The 20,946-nt window shown below is 30.6% G+C and carries 22 protein-coding genes; 8 read left to right on the forward strand and 14 right to left on the reverse strand.

The features are described from left to right. Positions 1–63: 63 nt before the first annotated feature. Both WAF17_RS02905 and WAF17_RS02910 read left to right on the forward strand, forming a co-directional pair. Entirely contained in the window at positions 64–405 is a 342-nt protein-coding gene (locus tag WAF17_RS02905) for a hypothetical protein (protein WP_338766038.1), read from the forward strand. Between the two features lie 269 nt (positions 406–674). Continuing rightward, on the forward strand, positions 675–1,220 hold the full coding sequence (locus WAF17_RS02910; protein WP_338766041.1) for a hypothetical protein: 546 nt from the start codon (positions 675–677) through the stop codon (positions 1,218–1,220). 95 nt (positions 1,221–1,315) lie between these two features. Here WAF17_RS02910 and WAF17_RS02915 read toward each other — a convergent pair whose 3' ends face one another. The 3 genes from WAF17_RS02915 to WAF17_RS02925 form a co-directional block, all read right to left on the reverse strand. Next, positions 1,316–1,726 carry a septal ring lytic transglycosylase RlpA family protein gene (locus WAF17_RS02915; protein WP_338766044.1) on the reverse strand — a complete coding sequence of 137 codons (411 nt, stop codon included), beginning with the start codon at positions 1,724–1,726 and terminating at the stop codon, positions 1,316–1,318. Between the two features lie 161 nt (positions 1,727–1,887). Then, on the reverse strand, positions 1,888–2,385 hold the full coding sequence (locus WAF17_RS02920; protein ID WP_338766046.1) for a Dps family protein: 498 nt from the start codon (positions 2,383–2,385) through the stop codon (positions 1,888–1,890). Positions 2,386–2,565: 180 nt separating this feature from the next. Next, the gene (locus WAF17_RS02925) at positions 2,566–2,775 is read right to left on the reverse strand and encodes a hypothetical protein (protein ID WP_338766048.1); all 210 of its coding nucleotides are present in this window, start codon (positions 2,773–2,775) and stop codon (positions 2,566–2,568) included. Between the two features lie 400 nt (positions 2,776–3,175). On the opposite strand from WAF17_RS02925, the gene WAF17_RS02930 reads away from it, so the two are divergent. The 4 genes from WAF17_RS02930 (at position 3,176) to WAF17_RS02945 (ending at position 7,424) form a co-directional block, all read left to right on the forward strand. After that, positions 3,176–4,072 (forward strand): DUF697 domain-containing protein, encoded by an 897-nt coding sequence (locus tag WAF17_RS02930; RefSeq protein WP_338766051.1) that lies wholly within the window; start codon positions 3,176–3,178, stop codon positions 4,070–4,072. A gap of 99 nt (positions 4,073–4,171) precedes the next feature. Continuing rightward, a complete protein-coding gene (locus tag WAF17_RS02935) occupies positions 4,172–4,552 on the forward strand; it encodes a CoA-binding protein (protein ID WP_338766054.1) in 381 nt (126 codons plus the stop codon). A gap of 131 nt (positions 4,553–4,683) precedes the next feature. After that, a complete protein-coding gene (locus WAF17_RS02940; RefSeq protein ID WP_338766056.1) occupies positions 4,684–5,787 on the forward strand; it encodes a type III polyketide synthase in 1,104 nt (367 codons plus the stop codon). A gap of 362 nt (positions 5,788–6,149) precedes the next feature. After that, positions 6,150–7,424, forward strand: coding sequence for a TlpA disulfide reductase family protein (locus WAF17_RS02945; protein ID WP_338766059.1), 1,275 nt, complete (start codon positions 6,150–6,152; stop codon positions 7,422–7,424). A 144-nt stretch (positions 7,425–7,568) separates the two neighbouring features. Here the strand turns inward: WAF17_RS02945 and WAF17_RS02950 are convergent, their stop codons facing one another. From WAF17_RS02950 to WAF17_RS02985, 8 genes are all read right to left on the reverse strand, one after another. Next, on the reverse strand, positions 7,569–7,784 hold the full coding sequence (locus tag WAF17_RS02950) for a hypothetical protein (protein ID WP_338766062.1): 216 nt from the start codon (positions 7,782–7,784) through the stop codon (positions 7,569–7,571). A gap of 44 nt (positions 7,785–7,828) precedes the next feature. Further along, positions 7,829–8,338 (reverse strand): DUF2480 family protein, encoded by a 510-nt coding sequence (locus WAF17_RS02955; RefSeq protein WP_338766065.1) that lies wholly within the window; start codon positions 8,336–8,338, stop codon positions 7,829–7,831. Between the two features lie 187 nt (positions 8,339–8,525). Then, positions 8,526–9,842 (reverse strand): hypothetical protein, encoded by a 1,317-nt coding sequence (locus WAF17_RS02960; protein WP_338766068.1) that lies wholly within the window; start codon positions 9,840–9,842, stop codon positions 8,526–8,528. Positions 9,843–9,866: 24 nt separating this feature from the next. Then, positions 9,867–10,766: a hypothetical protein gene (locus WAF17_RS02965; RefSeq protein WP_338766071.1), complete on the reverse strand. Its 900-nt coding sequence runs from the start codon at positions 10,764–10,766 to the stop codon at positions 9,867–9,869. Continuing rightward, complete coding sequence (locus WAF17_RS02970) at positions 10,767–11,669, reverse strand: hypothetical protein (protein WP_338766074.1); 903 nt, start codon at positions 11,667–11,669, stop codon at positions 10,767–10,769. Positions 11,670–11,675: 6 nt separating this feature from the next. Beyond that, positions 11,676–12,584 (reverse strand): hypothetical protein, encoded by a 909-nt coding sequence (locus tag WAF17_RS02975; protein WP_338766077.1) that lies wholly within the window; start codon positions 12,582–12,584, stop codon positions 11,676–11,678. A 2-nt stretch (positions 12,585–12,586) separates the two neighbouring features. After that, positions 12,587–13,537, reverse strand: coding sequence for a hypothetical protein (locus tag WAF17_RS02980; protein WP_338766079.1), 951 nt, complete (start codon positions 13,535–13,537; stop codon positions 12,587–12,589). Positions 13,538–13,569: 32 nt separating this feature from the next. Then, entirely contained in the window at positions 13,570–14,472 is a 903-nt protein-coding gene (locus tag WAF17_RS02985) for a hypothetical protein (RefSeq protein WP_338766081.1), read from the reverse strand. Between the two features lie 138 nt (positions 14,473–14,610). On the opposite strand from WAF17_RS02985, the gene rdgB reads away from it, so the two are divergent. Both rdgB and WAF17_RS02995 read left to right on the forward strand, forming a co-directional pair. Next, entirely contained in the window at positions 14,611–15,222 is a 612-nt protein-coding gene (gene rdgB / locus WAF17_RS02990; protein ID WP_338766083.1) for an RdgB/HAM1 family non-canonical purine NTP pyrophosphatase, read from the forward strand. An 86-nt stretch (positions 15,223–15,308) separates the two neighbouring features. Further along, positions 15,309–16,127, forward strand: a complete 819-nt coding sequence (locus tag WAF17_RS02995; protein WP_338766085.1) for a SprB repeat-containing protein — start codon at positions 15,309–15,311, stop codon at positions 16,125–16,127. A gap of 85 nt (positions 16,128–16,212) precedes the next feature. Here the strand turns inward: WAF17_RS02995 and WAF17_RS03000 are convergent, their stop codons facing one another. The 3 genes from WAF17_RS03000 to WAF17_RS03010 all read right to left on the reverse strand — a co-directional run bounded on the left by WAF17_RS03000 (position 16,213) and on the right by WAF17_RS03010 (position 20,798). Continuing rightward, complete coding sequence (locus WAF17_RS03000; RefSeq protein ID WP_338766087.1) at positions 16,213–18,363, reverse strand: thioredoxin domain-containing protein; 2,151 nt, start codon at positions 18,361–18,363, stop codon at positions 16,213–16,215. Positions 18,364–18,414: 51 nt separating this feature from the next. Further along, a complete protein-coding gene (locus tag WAF17_RS03005; RefSeq protein WP_338766089.1) occupies positions 18,415–19,005 on the reverse strand; it encodes a hypothetical protein in 591 nt (196 codons plus the stop codon). 119 nt (positions 19,006–19,124) lie between these two features. After that, entirely contained in the window at positions 19,125–20,798 is a 1,674-nt protein-coding gene (locus tag WAF17_RS03010; protein WP_338766091.1) for a S41 family peptidase, read from the reverse strand. Positions 20,799–20,946: the final 148 nt, after the last annotated feature.

The following is a 20,946-nucleotide window of genomic DNA, read 5'->3' on the forward strand; positions in this document are numbered from 1 at the left end:
AAAGATAATAATCCAATAAAATGGATTACACTTTCCATTTTTTAATCTAAAAATTTTATTTTTATGAATACTCCAGATAAGAAACAAGACAAAAATACTGATTCATCACAAGAATTTTTCAAAGATAAATTTGATTATGACCCAAAAGAAGATATTTATAATCAAGGCAAAAAAGTAACTAACATTGATAACAACAAAGATTTGATAGTAGATAAAGGAATTCCTACACCGAATGATAGTAATAAGCTTCATAAGGAAGTTCCTCTGCATAATGCAGAATCAAACTTCGAAGGAGAGACTATTGATGTTCCTGGTGCTGAGCTAGACAATCAACAAGAAAGTATTGGTTCGGAAGACGAAGAAAACAATTATTATAGCTTAGGAGGAGATAATCATTCTAACTAAATAATATTGAAGATTCTGCTTAGTTGTCTTTTAAAAGCATATAGTCTAACTAGATTATATGCTTTTTTTGTTTAACTTTTTTTACAAAAAAAAGCAAAAACACGTATTTTTTGAAACAAAAATTGATTTACTTCCGTTATAATAGTATATAATACATAATAAGTGTATTATTTCATCTTATTGAAATAATTTATTTTTATCACTTTGTAATTATGTATATAGTTCTATGAATTAGAGCTTATTTTTTAACCTAAACTTTTTAACTCAATATGTTTACCCCATTCAAATCAAATACAATCAAATTTATTCTTTCAGCCACTATAATAGTAGGTAGTTTATCTAGCTGTGCAAGAGAGCAAGTAGAAGAGACAAGAAGAGAAATAGCTACGGAGGAGTCAGTTGAATCATCAGATGTTTCAAAGATTGCCAATTCAAACTTTCAAGATACAGTAGTCTATCCAGTCGACCCAGTAGATGGAAGCGAATATATGCTCAGAGTAGCTGGTAATTGGGATATGACCTCACTCAACGAACAAAATGTTGATTATAAATTAGAATTATACAAAGATGGAACATATCAAATAGCTCCTGATGAAGCCTTCACTAGAGGTGCAACAAAAGGAGATTGGAATATAGATAGTAGTGTAAGTGGTACATTATATTTATATTTGGGTGGTCTTTATGAATCTAATACAGGTGGAAAATTTGTAGCTGAACCAACTACTAGAAATAAATTTGAGATTACTACATTTTCAGATGATAAAATTGTCATTATAAATGCTCAAAATGATTCATTTATTTTGACTAGAAATTAAAATATAAAATTATTGATGTAACAATAATATTTTCACAAAAAAAGCTATTTACTTTCTTAGTAAATAGCTTTTTTTATGTCTTTGTTTTCTATAACTTACAAATCATACTCTATTTTCACCTTAGTTAATCCATCACGGACAAAGTCTAATTGTTCAGCTCCTTTTCGTGTAACATCAATTATTCTCCCCTTCTTAAAAGGTCCTCTATCATTTATTCTGACTCTAATTTTCTTTCCATTTTTCAGATTAGTAACAGTTACCATTGTACCAAAAGGTAATGTTCTGTGTGCAGCTGTCATTAATTTTTGTCTGAATTTTTCGCCACTCGCTGTTGGTCTCCCCTCGTATTTATCATTATAATAAGATGCAATTCCAGTTTCGCTATGTTCTCCTGCTTTAGCAGAGTTATCTGAAGTATCCTTCTTTGAGCCAAAAAGAGAAGTACAAGAAGAAAAAGAAAAAACTAAAAGTAAAGAAAGAAAAATGAGTTTTATTGACAGTTTCATGAACATTGAATTTTATAAATTTTAATTTGATTTATTTATTGCAAAATTAACTATAATTATAGGCTATTATAAGCAATTTTTATACGAAATGTACAGCAACAAAAAACACACCTCAAACATAGTTTTGAGGTGTGTTTTGATTTTATAAGTTTAGAAATTTCTTATTTACTATTACTTCCCAACCATGCAGAAAGCATCCAAACTGTCTTTTCTTGTGTCTTGATAAATCCTGCTAACATATCTGTTGTACCTTCATCATTTGCATCATCTGCAATAGGAAGAGTTTCACGTTCTTTCTGAATAATGATGGAATAATCTTGTATGATTGATTCTACTGATTTTACCTCATCACTAATATTTTTGTGTACTTTTACTGAAGACTCATTTAAATAATCTTCATAAGTATGTAATGGTGTATGTCCTAAAGTAAGGATTCGTTCAGCAATTTCATCAATATTTAATTGCGCCTCATTATATAATTCTTCAAATTTTACATGAAGAGAAAAGAAATGATGACCCAATAAATTCCAATGAAAACCTCTTAGGTTTTGATAAAATACTTGATAATTTGAAAGAATTTCGTTGAGGTGTTTGACTGTTTTTGCCGATTTTTCTTTGTCTAAAGCGATTCGGTTAAGCTCTATCATAGCAGTTTCCATAAAAATAATGTTCTTTTAAAAATGAGTTATAAATTAAAAAATGAAATGACTAAATCTTGCCCCAATTACTAATTCTCATCAAAGCAAAAGATGCTGTCATTCTATACACTAATAACACTCAAAAGTATCTTTTGTTAGATAAGTTTCGAAATAAACACTTTAATAACACTACTTAACTATTTAAAAATAGAGTGTTTCTTCTATATAAGATAATGTTTCGTGTCTATGAATTTTGATAAGACTGGCAGCACCAAATTTAGTTTCGATTCTATACAAATCTTTCTCACGATAAAATTTACCGTCTGGTGCAGAATATACTACATCGTGTTTAGAAGATTGAAAAAAGTAAGCTGCTTGTTCTAATAATTCTTCAAAATTTTCTCTGTTCATAATCAAATGCTGTTTTAGAATAAATGAGCTAAATAAAATAGAAATGAAATACCAAGAAAAAGACCTTTTGACTTTCTAGGTGCAAGATGCAATTTTGCATTTTAAGAAGGAAATAATAAACATTATCTTTGAATAAACTTAAAGTGAATAAATTACTGCCAAATATGAGCTGAATTGCTAAATAATTAATTCGTAAAAATTAATCCTATAAATTCGTTTTTCAAATAGAACCATTTGAGTATCTTAGCGTTAATAAAAGCTATAAATCAAACTATATTTCGTCTATTTACGTACTGTGTATAACCAAGTAGCTATCATTAGTTTTAGTTATTAAATAAAATTACTCTTGCTTCTAGTTTTGAGAGGCAATATCTTGAAAAAATAAAACCAAAAATTACCTATGTGGGACTATCTTCTTTATAAATTAAAAGACAAAATGCGTCTTGATGACGACAACGAACGTGCTGATAAAGTCATCGAAAACTCTGTCATTTGGGCAATGGCAGCTTCTCTGATTCCCATTCCTTTGGCTGATATGATTGCCGTTACGGTCATACAGGCTGATATGGTTAGGAGATTGGCAGAAATAAATGATGTAGAAGCCAATAATGCAAATATAGAATCGTGGCTCGGAACGCTTTCAGGTGGGGTTTTGTCAAAACTGGGAGCGCAGGCCTTAAAACTTATTCCTGGGTGGGGAAGTATTGCAGGTGGTGTCGGAATGGCTGTTTTGTCAGGGGCTTCTACTTATGCAGCAGGAAAAACGTTTGCCAAACATTTTAGAGAAGGAGGAGATTTAGAAGACTTTGATACAGAAGCAGTAAGAGGGTTTTATGACGAACAGCTGATTAAAGGAAGAGACTTTGCCAAACAAATGAAAGATGAAGTAGAAAAACGTGCAAAGGCAGCTTATGCCGAGTTTTCGGGCGAGGAAGTAAAACAAGAAAATGAAAAAGATTTTGATTTTGAAGAAGTAATGGACTTTGAAGAAGTGGTAGATGAGAAATTTCAAACACAAAATAAGCAAGACACAAAGCAAAAAACTACCTTTACTTCTAATCAAGAAGAACCTCCTCATCAAGCAAACCCAAGTAAACACTCTGCTAAAAAAGCTCCAAAGACAGAGGATACTCCACCAAATAGTGCAGTTAATAAATCTTCTGCTTCCTATCAGTCAGCTAAAGAATCTGCTAATGCTTTGGCAGAACTTCGACAACTTGCTAGTTTGAGAGATAAAGGAATCTTGACAGAAGATGAGTTTCAACGTCTTAAAGGAAAATTGATGGAAAAATTATAATAGAAAATTCAGAACAAAATACTAGTTGAATTGATTTTTAAGGTATAGTTTTATGTCAAAAAGTCAATTCAACTCATTTTTTAACCTTATATTACTTTTATGGAAAATAAAAAAACACTTATTCTTGGCGCAACGCCAAACCCTACTCGTTATGCTTATTTAGCAGCAGAAAGATTAACTAATAGAAATCACGATATCGTTCCTGTTGGAATAAAAAAAGGAGAACTTTTTGGGCAAGAAATTGAACAGCAATTAGAAAATAAAAGCCTACCCATTCATACTGATATTGATACAATTACACTCTATGTTGGTGTCAGAAATCAACCAGAATGGTATAACTATATTCTTCAAACAAAGCCAAAAAGAATTATTTTTAATCCTGGAACTGAAAATCCAGAACTTATGAAAAAAGCTAGAGCAGAAGGAATTGAAGTAGAGGTTGCTTGTACGTTAGTTATGCTTAATACTGGACAGTATTAATTCGATAGCCTTTCGTATTCATTTAAAAATCTTAAATCTATATTTTTTCTTTAACTATCTTTGCAAAAAGGTAGTTATTTTTTTTAGCTTCTATCTTTACTATCTGCTTAATTTTATCTTTCCCTATTTTAATGAGTTATATTACTGCTATCAATACTGCAAATCCTCCTTTTACAATTTCTCAAGAACAAAGTGCTGACTTTTCAGCTCATTTTATGGGAAAAAGTAAAGACGAAAAGCGAAAAATTAGAATATTACAACGTGCAACAGGAATAAAGAACCGTCATACTGTTTTAGAAGATTATACAAAAAAAGAAAATTTTGATTTTTACCCCAACTCTGAAGATTTAGAACCATTTCCTACCACTTCTGAACGAATGAAAATGTATGAAAAATGGGCTACGAAATTAGGAATGGAAGCTGCAAAGCCAATTATAGAGGGAAGAGAAAAAGAAATCACGCATCTTATCACAGTTAGTTGTACAGGAATGTTTGCCCCCGGAATTGATATTGAATTATTAGAAAATTTAGGTCTTAATTCTTCTGTACAGAGAACTGCAATTAATTTTATGGGTTGTTATGCTTCCTTCAACGCTCTAAAAGTAGCTGATGCTTTTTGTAAGGCATTTGATGCAAAAGTATTGATTGTAGGGGTAGAACTCTGTACTCTTCACTTCCAAAAGCAATCTGATGACGATAATTTACTTGCCAATTCTATTTTTGCTGACGGTGCTGCTGCTGTTTTGGTAGAATCTAAGCCAAAAGAAAATAATACAAATTTATTTTTGAAAAACTTTTATTGCGATCTTGTTCCGAAAGGAAAACGAGATATGGCGTGGTATATTAGAGATACAGGTTTTGAGATGCGCTTGTCTTCTTATGTGGCTGATATTTTGGGCGAAGAAATTGAAGGTATTTTAGATAACTTAATGACAGGATTAGATATTAATAGAAATTCAGATGCTATTTCTCAATGGGCTGTTCATCCAGGGGGAAAAAAGATTCTAGACACTCTTGCCAAAAAACTTGCAATGAACAAATCAAAACTAGATGTTCCCTTCAAAATTTGGGAAGAATATGGAAATATGTCTTCTGTAACTGTTCTTTTTGTCTTGAAAGAGCTTTTACACAATAAAGAAAAGTATCAACTCAAAAATAATCAACTTATCCCTTCTCTAGCCTTTGGTCCTGGACTGACTGTTGAGTCAGCTTTATTTGAATTAGTAGAAAAATAGCTTTAGAAACTCTTATTGTATATTTTTTTGGCGTCGCTACCCTAAAACATCAATAACAGCTAGGTTGTTTTGCTTATTTTTTCAAGAAACCAAATTATCTTTACCTATAAATAGTAACATTTTGATGAAGCGAGATAGGCGCAAAATAATAACTTCTCTATAAAATGGCATTATAAATAAATTATATCTTAAAATTTACGATATTTGTAGCTTGTACACTTTTACACTTGTGCAAAATTTTATGCATTCTTATCCTAAAAACCGAATGTATAATAAGAAAATAGATAGAACTGCTTTTTATTGAAAGGCAGTTCTCTGTTTTTTTAATCTTATTCTGACAAACCTCTATATTTACCTAAGCTATGCAAAAAATACTTTCTCTATTCTCTATTACTCTCCTTTTGGCTTCTACTTTTATTTTCAGTAGTTGTGATTCTAAAAAAAATAATGATATGAAACTTCCGAACGGAATTTGGCGTGCAACTTTGCAGCAACAAGAAGGCGCAGTTTTGCCCTTCAATTTTGAAGTCAATTATCTAAATCAAAATGATACAATTCCAACTTTTACGCTTATCAATGGTGAGGAAAAAATTCTGTTGGATAATGTAACTAAAGAAGGAAATACATTTACAATTCCGATGCATATTTTTGAAGGTGAAATAGTGGCAGAATGGAATGCAGCTACTCAAAAACTAACTGGAAAATGGAATCGTAGAAGTTTTACTAACTCTAGTTCATTAGATTTTTCAGCTACTCCAAATACAAAAACTCGTTTTGAAGCAAATCAGAAACCCAAATTTGATTTGAGTGGAAAATGGGAAACCTATTTTTTATCTCAAGGAGATTCTAGTGCAGCTCTAGGAGTCTTTGAAAAGATAGAAACCTCAGATGTAAAAGGAAATTTGAAAGGAACATTTTTGACAGCAACAGGAGATTATCGTTATCTTTTTGGAAGTGTTTCTGATGATTCTCTATATTTATCTTGCTTTGATGGCTCTCATGCATTTTTGTTTGTAGCAAAGGCAGAAGATGAAAACACATTAAAAGGAAAGTTTTGGTCTGGAAAAGGACAACCTGTTGATTTTATTTCTACTCGTAATCCAAACTTTACACTACCAAAAGCTGATACACTTACTTATTTGAAAGAAGGATATGAAACAATAGCTTTTGAGTTTCCAAACTTAGAAGGACAATCAATTTCATTAGATAACCCAAAATATGATGGAAAAGTAAAAATTGTACAACTTTTAGGCTCTTGGTGTCCAAACTGTATGGACGAAACTAATTTTCTAACAGAGTTATATTCTACTTATAACCCAAAAGGATTAGAAATAATTGGACTTGCTTATGAGCAAACTGAAGACTTTGAAGATGCAAAAACAAGGTTAGAAAGAATGAAAAAACGACTTGATGTAAATTATGAAATTCTTTTTGCTGGACGTGCAGACAAACAATTTGCAGCACAAACATTACCTATGCTTAATCATGTGATGTCTTTTCCAACAACAATTTTTATAGATAAAACAGGAAAAGTAAGAAAAATACATACTGGTTTTTCTGGAAAAGGAACAGGAGAATATTATGATAATTATGTAGAAAAAACTACTAATTTTGTAGAAAAGCTTTTAAGTGAATAATTAAGTTTTTTCAAAATAACATAAAAAAGGAAGCAAAAATTTGTGTTTTGTGTAATAATTTCAACACTACAATCTTTTTTGCTTCCTTTTTTTAAAGGCAATCAGAATTTTAGAGATTTTCCTATAAAAATGAATATGAGTTATCTATACTTTTTTACATTCTTTGATAGTAATTCCTGTTCCCCACATAAAGATTCCGAATCCCATTGATTCTTCGCCTTTTACTTCTACTTTCAGTCCTTCTTTTTGAAACTCTGCAGCTAAATTTTCAGGCTTGTACTCTGTGCCATCATCAGCAACAATTCCCCAAAAACCACCTTCTAAATCTTGATAAACTACTTTTCCTTTGAAATGTGTCATAATAAAAATTGAAATTTATAATTAAAAAAATGAAATATTTGTGATTAATTTTTAGGTTTCTTATAAACAGGAACGCTACTACAGGCTTCTCCAAACATAATTAGTTTTGCAATTGGTGCAAGTTTGCGAGTAACTTCTCCATATACATAATTTGGAATCTGGACTTTGCTACAGCCTTTGATAACTACTTTTGAGTTTTCGAATTGCTTCCAATCAAAAGAGTTGAAAATATCTCGGTAAAGCTCACTTTCTAGCTCTTCGCTTGTTCCTATGATTACTTTTTTTGCAAAAGGTTGAATGTTCGAAATTACAACCATAAATGCCCACATCGGAACAATAGCATCAACGGAACAAATTATATTTACAAGTTTGCCTTCATATTGTGTCCAATCGTGATTTTTGACAAACGCTCTGAAATCTTTTTCTTTCAGAATTAATTCTTGAAAAAGATTATCTTTCAAATCATATGTAATTCGTTCGCCTTCTGGGTATAAATCTTCCAAATCAAAGGTAATGACCGATGAATTGACTACTTTATTAAGTGTTTTTTCCATAATAATTATGTGTCGCTCGTGAGACACGAGCAACGGAGTTTTTTTTATTTTTTCTACAAATATAATGTTGCTCTATAAAAATAGTAGGATGCTGTTGATTGTATTATTAATATAATTTTTGTTTTAAAAATTAACTTTACCATTACTACCGTTGCTCGTGCCTTCACGAGCAACAAAAGTAAAAAAACTATTGTTTTTTCATCATCTTGAAAGTCATAACTGTCAAAATCAAAATGATTGCTCCCATAATGCCCCACAACCAAAACGAGTTTTCGAAAAGTGGTATTACTTTCTCTACTTCTTTTTGTGGTATTTTTTGCTCTGAATCTAATTCTAACAAGGTTACATCAGTAGGAATTGTATTTTCAAAACGAATAATATCATAGTTAGGTTTTGATAGATTTTCATCTCCATACATCAAAAAATAATTCGTCGTTTTGTCGCTAGGACTTACTCTAGCAAAAAGGTAATCTGTATAACTTTTCAATTTTACTTTTTCAATATCCAACGCCTGATTATCTTGATTATCAATAATGATTTGATAATGACTAGATTTTATATTAGAACTTGAACTAGGATTTATGAAGAAGTTTGAAACCCCATTTTCTTTTTCTATCGATGAGAGCGTACTTGTATGAAGTGTAATAAAATTATAAAATACTCCTTTTTCTGTCTTTGTGCTATCCTTCAAATATCTAAATTGAATTTTTCTGTAATAATCAAAATCATTTTTTACTTCTAAAGAAATAAAATCAACAGGAATAGCATAAGCTAGTTTTAAATCAATGATAGTTTGTTTCTTGTTCTTGTCAATCTCTATATTTTGAGAAACGGTTTTGACATCTTTAAAGTCTCCTTCTATTATTTTTTGAGAAAATAAGATTGCCGAGTTTAGTTTTGGAGCATTATTTTTAAATGAATTATCACTTTGACTTTCAGATTTATCTGTAACTTTTATTCTATAATACTTATATTTTGAGTTTGGAAAAACAAGTTTTGTGAAATCATAGGCTGTAAAATCATTTTGAATAGAAATAATTCTATAATCATTCACTATTTCGAACCATTCGTTTTGATTTTGGCTTCCTTCTAAAGTTATTCTCCAATCAAAATTAGTATTATCAAAATTTAGTTTGATAAGATTAACAGCTTCTTCTATTTTTGTATTTTTTTCTAGCGTAAAAAAATAAGCATTGTTTTTCTTAGAAGAGTTAATAACTTTGAAATCAATTTGCTTATTTTCAAACCTCTGTCGTATTTTTTTAGATAAAAAAGGAGACTCTAAAGTATCTGAATCTGAAACGCCAAAAATACGAATATCAGAAAAATCAGTATTTGCTTTCTCTACAACTTCAACAGGTAATTTTATCTTGTACCACTCTGTCTGTTTGCTATTTTCTATTCCTTTTATTTCCCTTTTATAAAGAAAATTTTGAGAAAAAATTGGAGTCATAAGAAATACAAAAGCCAATATAAGGCTCAATTGAAAGATTATTTTTTTCATAAGTTGTGATAAGTTTTGTTTTTTCTAATTCGAAATACGAAAGTTAGAGTTGCCCTCTGCAATCATTTTTTGGACATAATACAGCGTGTTTTCTTTCCTACTTTCTATACGTATTGGCACATTATAAGTTATCGATAGCGTATTTAAAGCTGCAACCAAGTTACTAGAATTATTGAAAATATCACTATCAATTTGAAATTTTGTTACTTTTGTCATTCCTTCTCTTCGGTAATAGATTTGACAATAACTATTGGTAAAAAAGCTATCTTTTTCATGAAAAACAATTTCATCTATCTGCTCTGCTGACAGTACAAACTCATTTATCCCGTATTTACTAGAAAAACCAACTGATTTTTTGGTAATATAAAACGTATTGTTTTTAAAATGTTGATAGACAGATTCTATTTTTTTTCCGTAATGCCAATCGTGTATCCAAATAAGAGCTTCTAGTATAAAAGGAACATAAATCAATGGAAAAAAAGAAAGGTTTAATTTTGAGACAAATAGCACATAGAATAATGCCATAGCTGCAATTTTACCAAATTTCATAAAAGGATGATGCAAAATATCTTGGTAAGGAGAAATCTGTTGAGATTTTTTGAGCCAAGGTTCTTTTTTTGCTTTTCTAGGAATACTGGTTTGAGATTTCCCTGATTTTGGTAATGAAGTATAAAACAAAATAGAATCTTCTACCTTTAAGCGAATTTCCTTTTGAGTAGGGAATTTGCCTAATGTTTCAGACTGCTCACAATGCCGTTTCCCCAAATATTCCCACGTATCAAGTAAAAATACAGATTTACAACCTGTACAAAAAACTACCTCATCGCCTTCCAAAATAGCATCGCCTGTAATTGGGTCTTTTCGGTTTTGGGATAAGAAACTTTGGTGTTCTTCTGAGTTTGGGTTTATTTTGTGAATGTTCATTTATTGTATATTCTCTATTACAAATTTCTGATTTTCTTCATCAATTACATTTCTAATACAAGTTAGAGTCTTTTTTTCTTCAATCTTCATTGTAATAACAAATGAAGCTGAACTAGATACTATATCAAGAGCTTGAAAAAACTTCGTATTTTCATAAATTTTACTTGGCAAAGTACAGTTTGCAACTTCCATAACTCCATCTTTTTTATAATGTATTTTAAAAGAAGCATTATTATAAAAACCTATATTTTCTTGAAACTCTAACTTCTCAATGATTTCCACAGGTAAAATATATTCTTTCATACCGTACATATTAGAAAAACCTATTGATTTATCAGTGATATAAAATGAATTAGTTCGAAGTTTTCTATGAAATGTAGGAAGTTTTGAGCCATAGTAATGAACAGGGATTAAAGGAGTAAATAATAGTATTACTACATATATAAAACCTCCAAATGCTATATAAGGTGTTTGAAATAATAATGTCAATAAAATACTAGATACTAATCCTAATACAATCAAGACAATAAATAACCAACTTTGAAAAAACTCTTGATAAGGCATAATCTTATTGGAATTTTTAATCCAAGGATTTTTTTTTACTTTTTTTGATTTATAGACAGGAGAATTCTTTGAGGCTGAAATATAGTATAGTAAAGTAACTTCTTTAGCTTTCAAAAAAATAGAAGAGTCAATAGGAAACTTTGACAAAGTTCTAGACTGCTCACAATGCCGATTTTCCAAATACTCCCACGTATCACGTAAAAAAACAGACTTACAACTTGCACAAAAAACTACCTCATCGCCTACTGAAATAGAATTACCTGTAATTGGGTCTTTTCGGTTTTGAGCTAAGAAATTTTGATGTTCTTGTGAGCTTGGGTTTATTTTATGGGTGTTCATAGTTTGTTATTTTCTTGAAATAGAAATAGCATAACCGTTTTGTTGTATTTCGTTTTCTAACATATTATAAAGCAAAGCATTATCTTCTATTTGTATTTTGATAGAACAAATAGCATCTTGATTCATACTGTGTAGTGCTTCTAAAAACTGAGTGTTTTTATGCTCTTTTAGGTAATTAGTAATCAAAAATTTCACTTTATTTCCGTTTATATCTTTGATAATACAATAACTGCCAGAAAAGAAAGAAAAAGAAAATTGAAATTCTAAAGAATGAATATTAATTATTGGTAGAGTATATTCTTTTAGTCCGTATCTACTACTAAAACCTATTCCTGTTTTGGAAATATAAAAAACATTATCATGAAAATATTTATGAGCTGTTTTGAGTTTTTTTGCTTGTGCTTTTTCTTCTTGCACTGCAATTAAAGATAATAATATAAAAAAAGCAACAGAGCCAAAAATAGGGAAAAATGATTTCAATGTTACACAAAAAGTAATTCCCACTATAAAGCCGAAAGTAATAATGGTATAGAAAGTAGGAGTCATGTAGAAATCGTATTCAAAATTTGCCAATTCTCCTTTTTTAGTGTTCCATGTAGCAGAATCTAACCCACTAGGAATTTTACTTCCTTGTTTTCCTGCTGGTGGCAACTGCTCATAAAACAAAATAAATTCTGATTTCTGAATTATTAAACTAGCAGAACTTAAAGGAAAATCAATCAAAGTTCTAGACTGCTCACAATGCCGTTTCCCCAAATACTCCCATGTATCTCTCAAAAAAACAGATTTACAACCTGCACAAAAAACTACCTCATCGCCTTCCAAAATAGAATCGCCTGTAATTGGGTCTTTTCGGTTTTGAGCTAAGAAACTTTGGTGTTCTTGTGAGTTTGGATTTATTTTGTGAACGTGCATGTTTAAGAAAATAAATTATCAAAAAATGAAGATTTTTCAGGTTGGTGTGTAATAACAAAATTAGTTTCCCATTTCTTGTTCAACGTTTCAAGATGAATAATTGTGCTTCTTTCTATGCTTTCTATTTCAACCTCAATATTCTTATTTTTTGATAAAACCTGTAGAGCATCAAATAATAAATATGGATCTTCAAATGTCTCATCAGATAAGTAGCAAGTAATATGTTCAAGTTTATCAATACCTTTTGTGTTATAATAAAAAATGAAATACTTATTTTTAACTCTCGTGTCTATATGGCGAAAAACTACCTTTTCAATATATTCAATAGGTAAAGTATAGTGTTTTTTACCATATTTTGTTGCAAAACCTATTGATTTTTTAGAGATATAAAATGTATTATTAGAGAATTTTTTATACATTTGGTTTACCTTTTTTATATAATATGAATCGTGAATTGCTCCTACAATCAATAATAAAAAAAGCATTACTAACACTAGCCCACAATAGAAAAAGTTATTAGTATAGAAAGACATCCCCAAAGAGATAATACCAAAAAATAAAATAAATAAGCTTGTATAAATATTACTTTCTTGAAATTTATCATAAGGAGATAAAAAACTTTCCTTATATATCCAAGGAATTTGTTTTACTTTATTAGGTATATTAAGTTGATTTTCTCCATTTGTGCCTAACGATTTATAAAATAAAATTTTGTTATCCACTTTCACTTGGATAGTTTGTTTCAAAGGAAAATCAACCAAAGTTCCAGACTGCTCACAATGCCTATTTCTCAAATACTCCCACGTCTCACGTAAAAAAACAGACTTACAACCTGCACAAAAAACCACCTCGTCGCCTTCCAAAATAGAATCTCCTGTAATTGGGTCTTTTCGGTTTTGAGCTAAGAAATTTTGATGTTCTTCTGAGTTTGGGTTTATTTTGTGAACGTGCATTTATATTTTTTGTGTATAGTTAAACTATATTTTCAATTCGTAAGTGAGAAATTAATTTTAGATTGTTCTAACTTTATAAAAGTCTCTATGTGTTGTTTATTTTTTCTGCTATTAGTTCTAATATTTATTTCAATGCTATATTTCTTATTTAGAAAGTTTAATGTTTTCAACAAACTATCATTTTCTGATATTTCAAAGTAATTGAGACGAAATTTTATCTGCCCTCTATTCCTATCTTCAATAATACAATCACCAAAAGCAGAAGAGAAACTAGTAAACTGTGAAAAATCTAAGGATATAGATTGAATATCAGCAAAATCTGAAGCATAATCTTCAGTTCCAAAAGAGGTACTAAAACCTATTTTTTTGTCTGAAATATAAAAAACAGTATCGTTAAATTCTTTATGAAATGTAGTTATTTCATTAGTTTTACTACTTGGTAGGTTTTGTTTTAGAATGAAAATAATTACAAAAATTAAAATTAAAAGTAGAATAAATAAAGCATTTTTAGTGATTAAAATAGTAGCAAAAACTCCCAATACTACTATAAACCCTACTATATTCAATATATCTTTAAGTTCTCCATTAGTCTGAGTAAGCTGTCCTCTAAAGTTCCAAATACTCCTGTCAATTCTAGGTATAGTATCTGTAAACCCATTGTTTGAAGCAAGGTAACTATAAAATAAAAGTTGCTCAGATGCCTTGAGAAGAATTGGGGCATAATTCAAAGGGAAATCAATCAAAGTTTCTTTCTGCTCACAATGCCTATTTCCCAAATACTCCCACGTCTCACGTAAAAAAACAGATTTACAACCTGCACAAAAAACCACCTCCTCGCCTTCCAAAATAGAATCGCCTGTAATTGGGTCTTTTCGATTTTGAGCTAAGAGATTTTGATGTTCTTCTGAGTTTGAGTTTATTTTGTGGATGTGCATGATTTTTACTACAGATTTTAAAACTATTTAGTCTAACGGAATTTTAAAGATATGTTTTCATTTACTTCTATTTTAACTTCAACTAAGCTAAAAATAATTAGATTTGTAAAAATTTCAGCTAACAAAAATACATAAATCATGAAAATATGTTTTGCTACCAATAATGCAAAAAAAATAAAAGAAGTAACTGCTGCCCTACCCTCCACTATTCAATTAGTTAGTTTGAAGGAAATTGGTTGTACAGAAGAAATCCCTGAAACTACACAGACTATTGAGGGAAATTCGGAACAGAAAGCCATGTATGTTTATCAGAATTATGATACAAATTGCTTTGCCGATGATACAGGATTAGAAGTTGAGGCTCTAAATGGAGAACCAGGGGTAGATTCTGCTATGTATGCAGACAAAATTAGTGGTTCATACAGAGATTCAAAAGAGAACATGAAATTAGTTTTGAAAAACTTGAAAGAGAAGGAAGCAGAAGGAAATACAAATCGCAAAGCACAATTCAAAACTGTTTTTACGCTTGTTATAGATGGTAAGAAACATCAGTTTGAGGGAATAATAAAAGGAAAAATTATAAACCAGCCCACAGGAAATGATGGTTTTGGTTATGACCCTATTTTTATTCCTAATGGCTATGAAGAAACTTTTGCTCAAATGCCTTTATCAGAAAAAAATAAAATTAGCCATAGAGCCATCGCAACAAGAAAGTTAGTAGCATTCTTAAATGAGCTTAACAAAGTATAACCTAATTCAATTATAATTATTATATTGAAAAAAAATACCCTTCTAATCATTACTTTTTTACAACTTATCTCAAACTTTTCTATTTTATGAAAAATAACTATTTATTTGTTCTTCTATTTTTTACGCTCTTTTCTAGTATTCTTCTTTTTTCTTGTGGAGGTAGTGAAGAAGAGCCAACACCAGACCCAGTAGATACAAATCCTTGTAGTTCTCCTCCTACATTATCATTAACTTCTGAAAGCACAGGCTGTTCAAGCAATACAGGTTCGATAACTGCCACAGGCGCAGGGGGAACAGGAGCATTGACTTATAAGTTAGGAAACGGAGACTTTCAAAGTAGCAATCTTTTTGAAAATCTAGCTGCTGGAGAATATACTGTTACAGTAAAAGATAGCGAAGGTTGTACTAAAGAAAGTCAAGCTACTGTCGAAAATGCCGATGCACCTACTGTTTCTTTAGCCTTTCAAAATGCAGACTGTGATTCTGAAAATGGAAAAATAACAGTTACAGCAACTGGTGGAAGTGGAAATTTTCAATATAAAATTGATGGAGGTGTATTTCAGAACAGTAATGTTTTTGAAAACTTAACTGCCAAAGAATATACAATTACGGTAAAAGATTCAGAAAACTGTGAAGCAACAGCTCAAGCAACATTAAAAACAGGTATAAATTACACAAATAATATTGCTTCTATTATCAATACAAATTGTGCTATTTCAGGTTGTCATTCGGGTAATCAGTCTCCAAATTTATCTACTTTTGAAGGTGTTTCTCAAAGTTCTTCACGAGTTTTTGCTCGTGCTTCTGCTCGTTCTATGCCCCCTGCTTCTTCTGGTCTTGAACTGACGGATGCAGAAATAAAGGCTCTTGAATGTTGGATAGGAGATGGCAAACCTGAAAATTAAGATATGAATCTAAACTTTAAAACGAATGATTTTTGAATAAAAGTCATTCGTTTTTTTTTATTGATGAGATAAAATACATAAACTATTAAATCTGCTTCAAAGCCTCTTCTACACTATTTACAGGTAATTGACACATTTTATTTTTACAAACATAAATCGTCGTTTGATTATTCATAACTAATCGCATTTCTAGAAGTGGCAAAGCAGATTTTTTTCCTTCCTCCTCACTTTTGACTGCAACAATTATTTTATTTGGAATATAAAAACTAGAAATTTCTTTTATTGTTTCTTTATAGTTTTCTCCTACGATTACCACCTCTGGAGTTGGAGTGAGGAAATAGGTAAAAAGTGAACCCCAATTAGAAACGTGTCGTGGTTCGGCTGCAATGAGTAATGCCACTTTTCCTAGCATTTCCTTGCTTGTTTGCTTGTATGAATTATTTCCTAAAATTACTCCTAAAAAATATAAATTTGTCGCCATTACAGAATTAGAAGAAGAAATTACATTATCAAAAATTTCTTTCTTTTGAGCAACTAATTTTTCTCCGTCGTTTTGATTTGTAAAATAAAATAGCTTTTCTTCTTTATCGTAGAAATTCGCAAAAACAAATTTTGTCAATTCATCAGCTCGTAAAATCCACTTCTCATCAAAACAAACTTGATACAGCGTAATATATGCTTCAATCAGAAGTGCATAATCTTCTAAAAAACCATCAATTTCGGCAGTTTCATTTTTAAAAGTATGATATAATTTTAGGTTACTTTCTTTATCAAAAAGATTATTTTCTATAAATTCAGCTGTTTGTAAAGCTAAATCTAAATATTTTTCACTGTCGTTATGTTGTCCTAGAGCAGAATATACATTACAAAAACCTTTTATCAAAAGAGCATTCCAAGAAGTCAGGATTTTATCATCTAGGCTAGGGCGAACTCTATTTTCTCTAATTTCTAAAAAATGATTTTGCCATTCCTTTACTTTGCTTTTCAAAATACTTAATTCAATCCCTTTTTCTTTTGCAAACGCTTCATCTGTATCCTTTCTGTACAAAATATTTGCTCCTTCTGTTGCGTGTGGACTTTCCCAATTTCCTACTGGTTTTATAGAATAGTAGTCTTTAAAAAGTTGTAAATCTTCCTCTTGACTTTCAGAATTTTCGAAGATATGATTTGTAAAAATATGTTCTATTTCGTCAATTGTCCAAGTGTAAAACTTTCCTTCTTTTCCTTCACTATCAGCATCTAAAGCTGAATAAAAGCCATTATTTTTATTACTCTCATTTTGTAATTCTCTTATCAAAAACTCTGTTGTTTGTTCGATTATTTCGCTATAAACATTTTTCTGATTTTTATTTTCTGTAATTGTATAAGCTTCTGCATAAAGTGATAAAAGTTGTGCATTATCATAAAGCATTTTTTCAAAATGAGGCGCAAACCATTCTTTATCAACAGAATAACGAGCAAATCCACCTCCTATTTGGTCGTACATTCCACCCTGTCCCATTTTATTTAAGGTCAAATGAACCTGTGATAGAATTTTTGATTTTATAGGATTTGTTATATTACTTTTCTCTTCATCTTGCTTATTCAAATAATCATAATAGCGAAGTAAAAACAGATAATACGAAGGCATTGGAAACTTTGGAGCTTGTCCAACTCCTCCCATTTCTGTATCAAAATGTTTTTCAAAACTCTCAAATGCTTTTTCCAAAATCGTAGCATCAAATTCTGATACATCTTTTAAATTATACCTTTCTAGTGTCGAAATAGACAATACTTTAGTTACTTTTTTGGCAGATTCTTCTACCTCTTCTCTCTGATTTTGGTAGGCTGTTCCTATTTGTCTTACAATATCTTTCCATTGATTGGCAGGGAAGTAAGTCCCTCCCCAAAATGGTTTTGCCTCTGAAGTCAAGAAAACATTGAGTGGCCAACCTCCCGAAACGCCCATCATTTGCACAGCTTCCATATAGATTGCATCGACATCTGGACGTTCTTCTCTATCTACTTTTATACAAACAAAATACTCGTTCATGGCTGCTGCAACAGCTTCATTTTCAAAGCTTTCGTGTTCCATCACATGACACCAATGACAGGCAGAATAACCAATACTTACTAGAATCGGTTTATCTTCTTTTCTAGCTTTTTCTAATGTTTCATTATTCCACATCTGCCAATGGACAGGGTTTTGAGCGTGTTGGAGTAAATAAGGGCTACGGCTTTTTGAGAGTTGGTTCAAGATAGTTTATGTTTAATATTATGATATTTAAATAGTAAGTTGTAAAAATGTCTATTCTCCTACAATCATTTTTTCTAAAGAATCTACTGGGTGAAATAACGAATCTAATGGAATTAAAAAAGTAGAATCTGTTTTTTCTTCGTTTTGTTTTAAATAAACTTTAGATTCTAATCCTTCATAACTCAGTATTTTATCAAAAAACAATGTATCTCCTCGCATTTCAAAATCATAAAAATTATATTCCTCTCTCATCATATAAAGTCCATGAACTTTGAGTGTATTATCATCTCTAAAATAATATTTCCATTGATGGTGAGAATTAGTTGGATGATAAGCATATAAAAAATAATCTTTACGCATCTTATACGTCTTATGAAGATAAACTCCAACTGAAGACAAGAAAAAAACAATCACAATTCCACAAGGAATTAAGTAAATTTTCTTCTGTTTTTCTTCAAAAATTTCATACCAAAAGTAAACAAAACCACAACCTATCATTAACCAAACAAAGTATATAAAATAAAGAATTAAGTCAAATAAAGATTCTGATGTACCTGATAATAAAGCAAGAATTATAACGGAGGAAAACACCCAAAGAAGGAAGAAACTCCATCTTATAAATTGCATCAAAAGTGATTTCATGTAGTTTAGAATTAGTTCTAGAAACAAATACTTTTAATTTAAAAATAGACACTTTTTTTCACAAAAAAACGATATTTCTTTCGAAATACCGTCTTTGTTTTGATTATAGTCTGTTAATTTTATTGTGCGCTCAATATCTTCTTATATCTAGCTTCATCATTCAAGACTTCGATAGCTGCTTTCAAGTCTAAATCATCATCAAAAGTAGCTTCCATTTGTCCTCTTTCTAAATAATAACGTTTTGCTATTTCTTGCTCTAAAAGTTCTATAATTTCAGCTTTATGAGTACGTAAATCTTTATCTTTATTATGAGCAATACTTTTCTTAAACTCATCAATTTGAGGTTTTAAAGCTTCATAGGATTCTTCTTTTTGAGCTGTCTCTTCCAAATGTTTTACCATTTTTTCTACTTTAGTTGTATAGTCATATTCTTGTGTAGAAAGCCATTTGATAAACGCATCATATTCAGCAGTAGTCAGATTAAATTCTTTTGCCTCTGCAATCGTTTTATTTTCAAAATAATATTTATTTGCATAATCAGATAAAAGTCCTTTCAAGACTAAAGTTTGAGTAACTGGTGCATAAAAGTCGTGTTCGATGGCAATATCTGGCTTCACACCACCACCATCATAAACTACACGTCCAGCAGCTGTTTTAAAAGGCATACGAAGCGAATCAGCTACTTTGCCAACGCTTCCATCTTCGTTTCTATTAGCATAATCAATCGCTTGAATACATCTTCCACTCGGAATATAATATTTTGCTATCGTAACTTTTAGTTTCGAATTATAAGAAAGCGAACGAGTAGCCTGTACAAGCCCTTTTCCATACGTGTTTTCTCCAATCAAAACTCCTCTATCATAATCTTGCATTACTCCAGAAACGATTTCGGCAGCCGATGCACTTGTTCCACTTGTCAAGACAACCAACGGAATTTCTGTATCTGTTGCTTCTGCAAGTCCGTTATAGGTTTTGTTCCAATCTTTTACTTTTCCTTTCGTACTGACAATTTCTTTTCCTTTTTCTACAAAAATATTAGAAATTTTGACAGCTTCATCCAAAAGTCCTCCTGGATTTCCTCTGACATCAAAAATAATTTTTTTAGCTCCTTTTGCCTTCAAATCTAATAAAGCATCTCTTACTTCTTTACTAGCATCACGAGTAAAATCAGTAAGTTTTATCATTCCAATATCCTCTGTTACCATTCCAGAATAAGGAACATTATACGTCTGAATTTTTTCTCTAGTAACTGTAATATCTAGTGGTTTTTCTAATCCATAACGCTTAATAGAAAGTAGCACATCGGTTTTTGCTTGTCCTTTCAAAAGCTGACTTGTTTCGTCATAGCTTTTATCTTTTAATGAAATTCCGTCTATGGCAACAATCTCATCGCCTATTTTGATACCTGCTTTATCAGCAGCAAAACCTTCTAATGGCATCATAATCAATATTCTTCCATCTCTAGTTCCGACTGTTGCACCAATTCCACTATACTCGCCAGTAGTCATCGTTCGATAATCTTCAATTTGGTCTTCCGAAATATAGTTTGTGTAGGGATCAAGAGAAGCAAGCATCGCATCAATCCCTGTTTTCATTAGTTTTGCAGGTGTAACATCATCTACATACCACGTATTTACTTCTTTAAAAAGGGTCGCAAAAACATCTAGGTTTTTAGCAATTTCAAAATACTTTTCACTTGGATTATAAAAAGCAGAGCTTGTAATGAAGACAATCAAAAGTCCTGCAATACCGTACTTGAATCGTTTCTTTAATGTTGGCAATTTTAGTTTCATAAGAGTAATATATAAGTTTTTTTATTCTAATTCAGATAATTATATTTTGAATTGGCTCAATAGTGAACACTAATAAATAAGTGTTTTTTTTGAGTATTTTTTCTATTTATTTAATCTAATATACAGAAAAAAATGAAATTTCGTTTTG

The sequence above is a fragment of the Bernardetia sp. ABR2-2B genome (assembly GCF_037126435.1).
Taxonomy (GTDB): domain Bacteria; phylum Bacteroidota; class Bacteroidia; order Cytophagales; family Bernardetiaceae; genus Bernardetia.

Excerpts from the sequence above, each read along its gene's own strand:
- WAF17_RS02970 (WP_338766074.1), bottom strand. The coding sequence starts at position 11,669 with ATGAACACCCATAAAATAAACCCAAGCTCACAAGAACATCAAAATTTC.
- WAF17_RS02905 (WP_338766038.1), top strand. The coding sequence starts at position 64 with ATGAATACTCCAGATAAGAAACAAGACAAAAATACTGATTCATCACAA.
- WAF17_RS02965 (WP_338766071.1), bottom strand. The coding sequence starts at position 10,766 with ATGAACATTCACAAAATAAACCCAAACTCAGAAGAACACCAAAGTTTC.
- rdgB (WP_338766083.1), top strand. The coding sequence starts at position 14,611 with ATGAAAATATGTTTTGCTACCAATAATGCAAAAAAAATAAAAGAAGTA.
- WAF17_RS02950 (WP_338766062.1), bottom strand. The coding sequence starts at position 7,784 with ATGACACATTTCAAAGGAAAAGTAGTTTATCAAGATTTAGAAGGTGGT.
- WAF17_RS03010 (WP_338766091.1), bottom strand. The coding sequence starts at position 20,798 with ATGAAACTAAAATTGCCAACATTAAAGAAACGATTCAAGTACGGTATT.
- WAF17_RS02985 (WP_338766081.1), bottom strand. The coding sequence starts at position 14,472 with ATGCACATCCACAAAATAAACTCAAACTCAGAAGAACATCAAAATCTC.
- WAF17_RS02915 (WP_338766044.1), bottom strand. The coding sequence starts at position 1,726 with ATGAAACTGTCAATAAAACTCATTTTTCTTTCTTTACTTTTAGTTTTT.
- WAF17_RS03005 (WP_338766089.1), bottom strand. The coding sequence starts at position 19,005 with ATGAAATCACTTTTGATGCAATTTATAAGATGGAGTTTCTTCCTTCTT.
- WAF17_RS02935 (WP_338766054.1), top strand. The coding sequence starts at position 4,172 with ATGGAAAATAAAAAAACACTTATTCTTGGCGCAACGCCAAACCCTACT.
- WAF17_RS02995 (WP_338766085.1), top strand. The coding sequence starts at position 15,309 with ATGAAAAATAACTATTTATTTGTTCTTCTATTTTTTACGCTCTTTTCT.
- WAF17_RS02920 (WP_338766046.1), bottom strand. The coding sequence starts at position 2,385 with ATGGAAACTGCTATGATAGAGCTTAACCGAATCGCTTTAGACAAAGAA.
- WAF17_RS02910 (WP_338766041.1), top strand. The coding sequence starts at position 675 with ATGTTTACCCCATTCAAATCAAATACAATCAAATTTATTCTTTCAGCC.
- WAF17_RS02955 (WP_338766065.1), bottom strand. The coding sequence starts at position 8,338 with ATGGAAAAAACACTTAATAAAGTAGTCAATTCATCGGTCATTACCTTT.
- WAF17_RS02925 (WP_338766048.1), bottom strand. The coding sequence starts at position 2,775 with ATGAACAGAGAAAATTTTGAAGAATTATTAGAACAAGCAGCTTACTTT.
- WAF17_RS02960 (WP_338766068.1), bottom strand. The coding sequence starts at position 9,842 with ATGAAAAAAATAATCTTTCAATTGAGCCTTATATTGGCTTTTGTATTT.
- WAF17_RS02975 (WP_338766077.1), bottom strand. The coding sequence starts at position 12,584 with ATGCACGTTCACAAAATAAATCCAAACTCACAAGAACACCAAAGTTTC.
- WAF17_RS02980 (WP_338766079.1), bottom strand. The coding sequence starts at position 13,537 with ATGCACGTTCACAAAATAAACCCAAACTCAGAAGAACATCAAAATTTC.
- WAF17_RS02945 (WP_338766059.1), top strand. The coding sequence starts at position 6,150 with ATGCAAAAAATACTTTCTCTATTCTCTATTACTCTCCTTTTGGCTTCT.
- WAF17_RS02930 (WP_338766051.1), top strand. The coding sequence starts at position 3,176 with ATGTGGGACTATCTTCTTTATAAATTAAAAGACAAAATGCGTCTTGAT.
- WAF17_RS02940 (WP_338766056.1), top strand. The coding sequence starts at position 4,684 with ATGAGTTATATTACTGCTATCAATACTGCAAATCCTCCTTTTACAATT.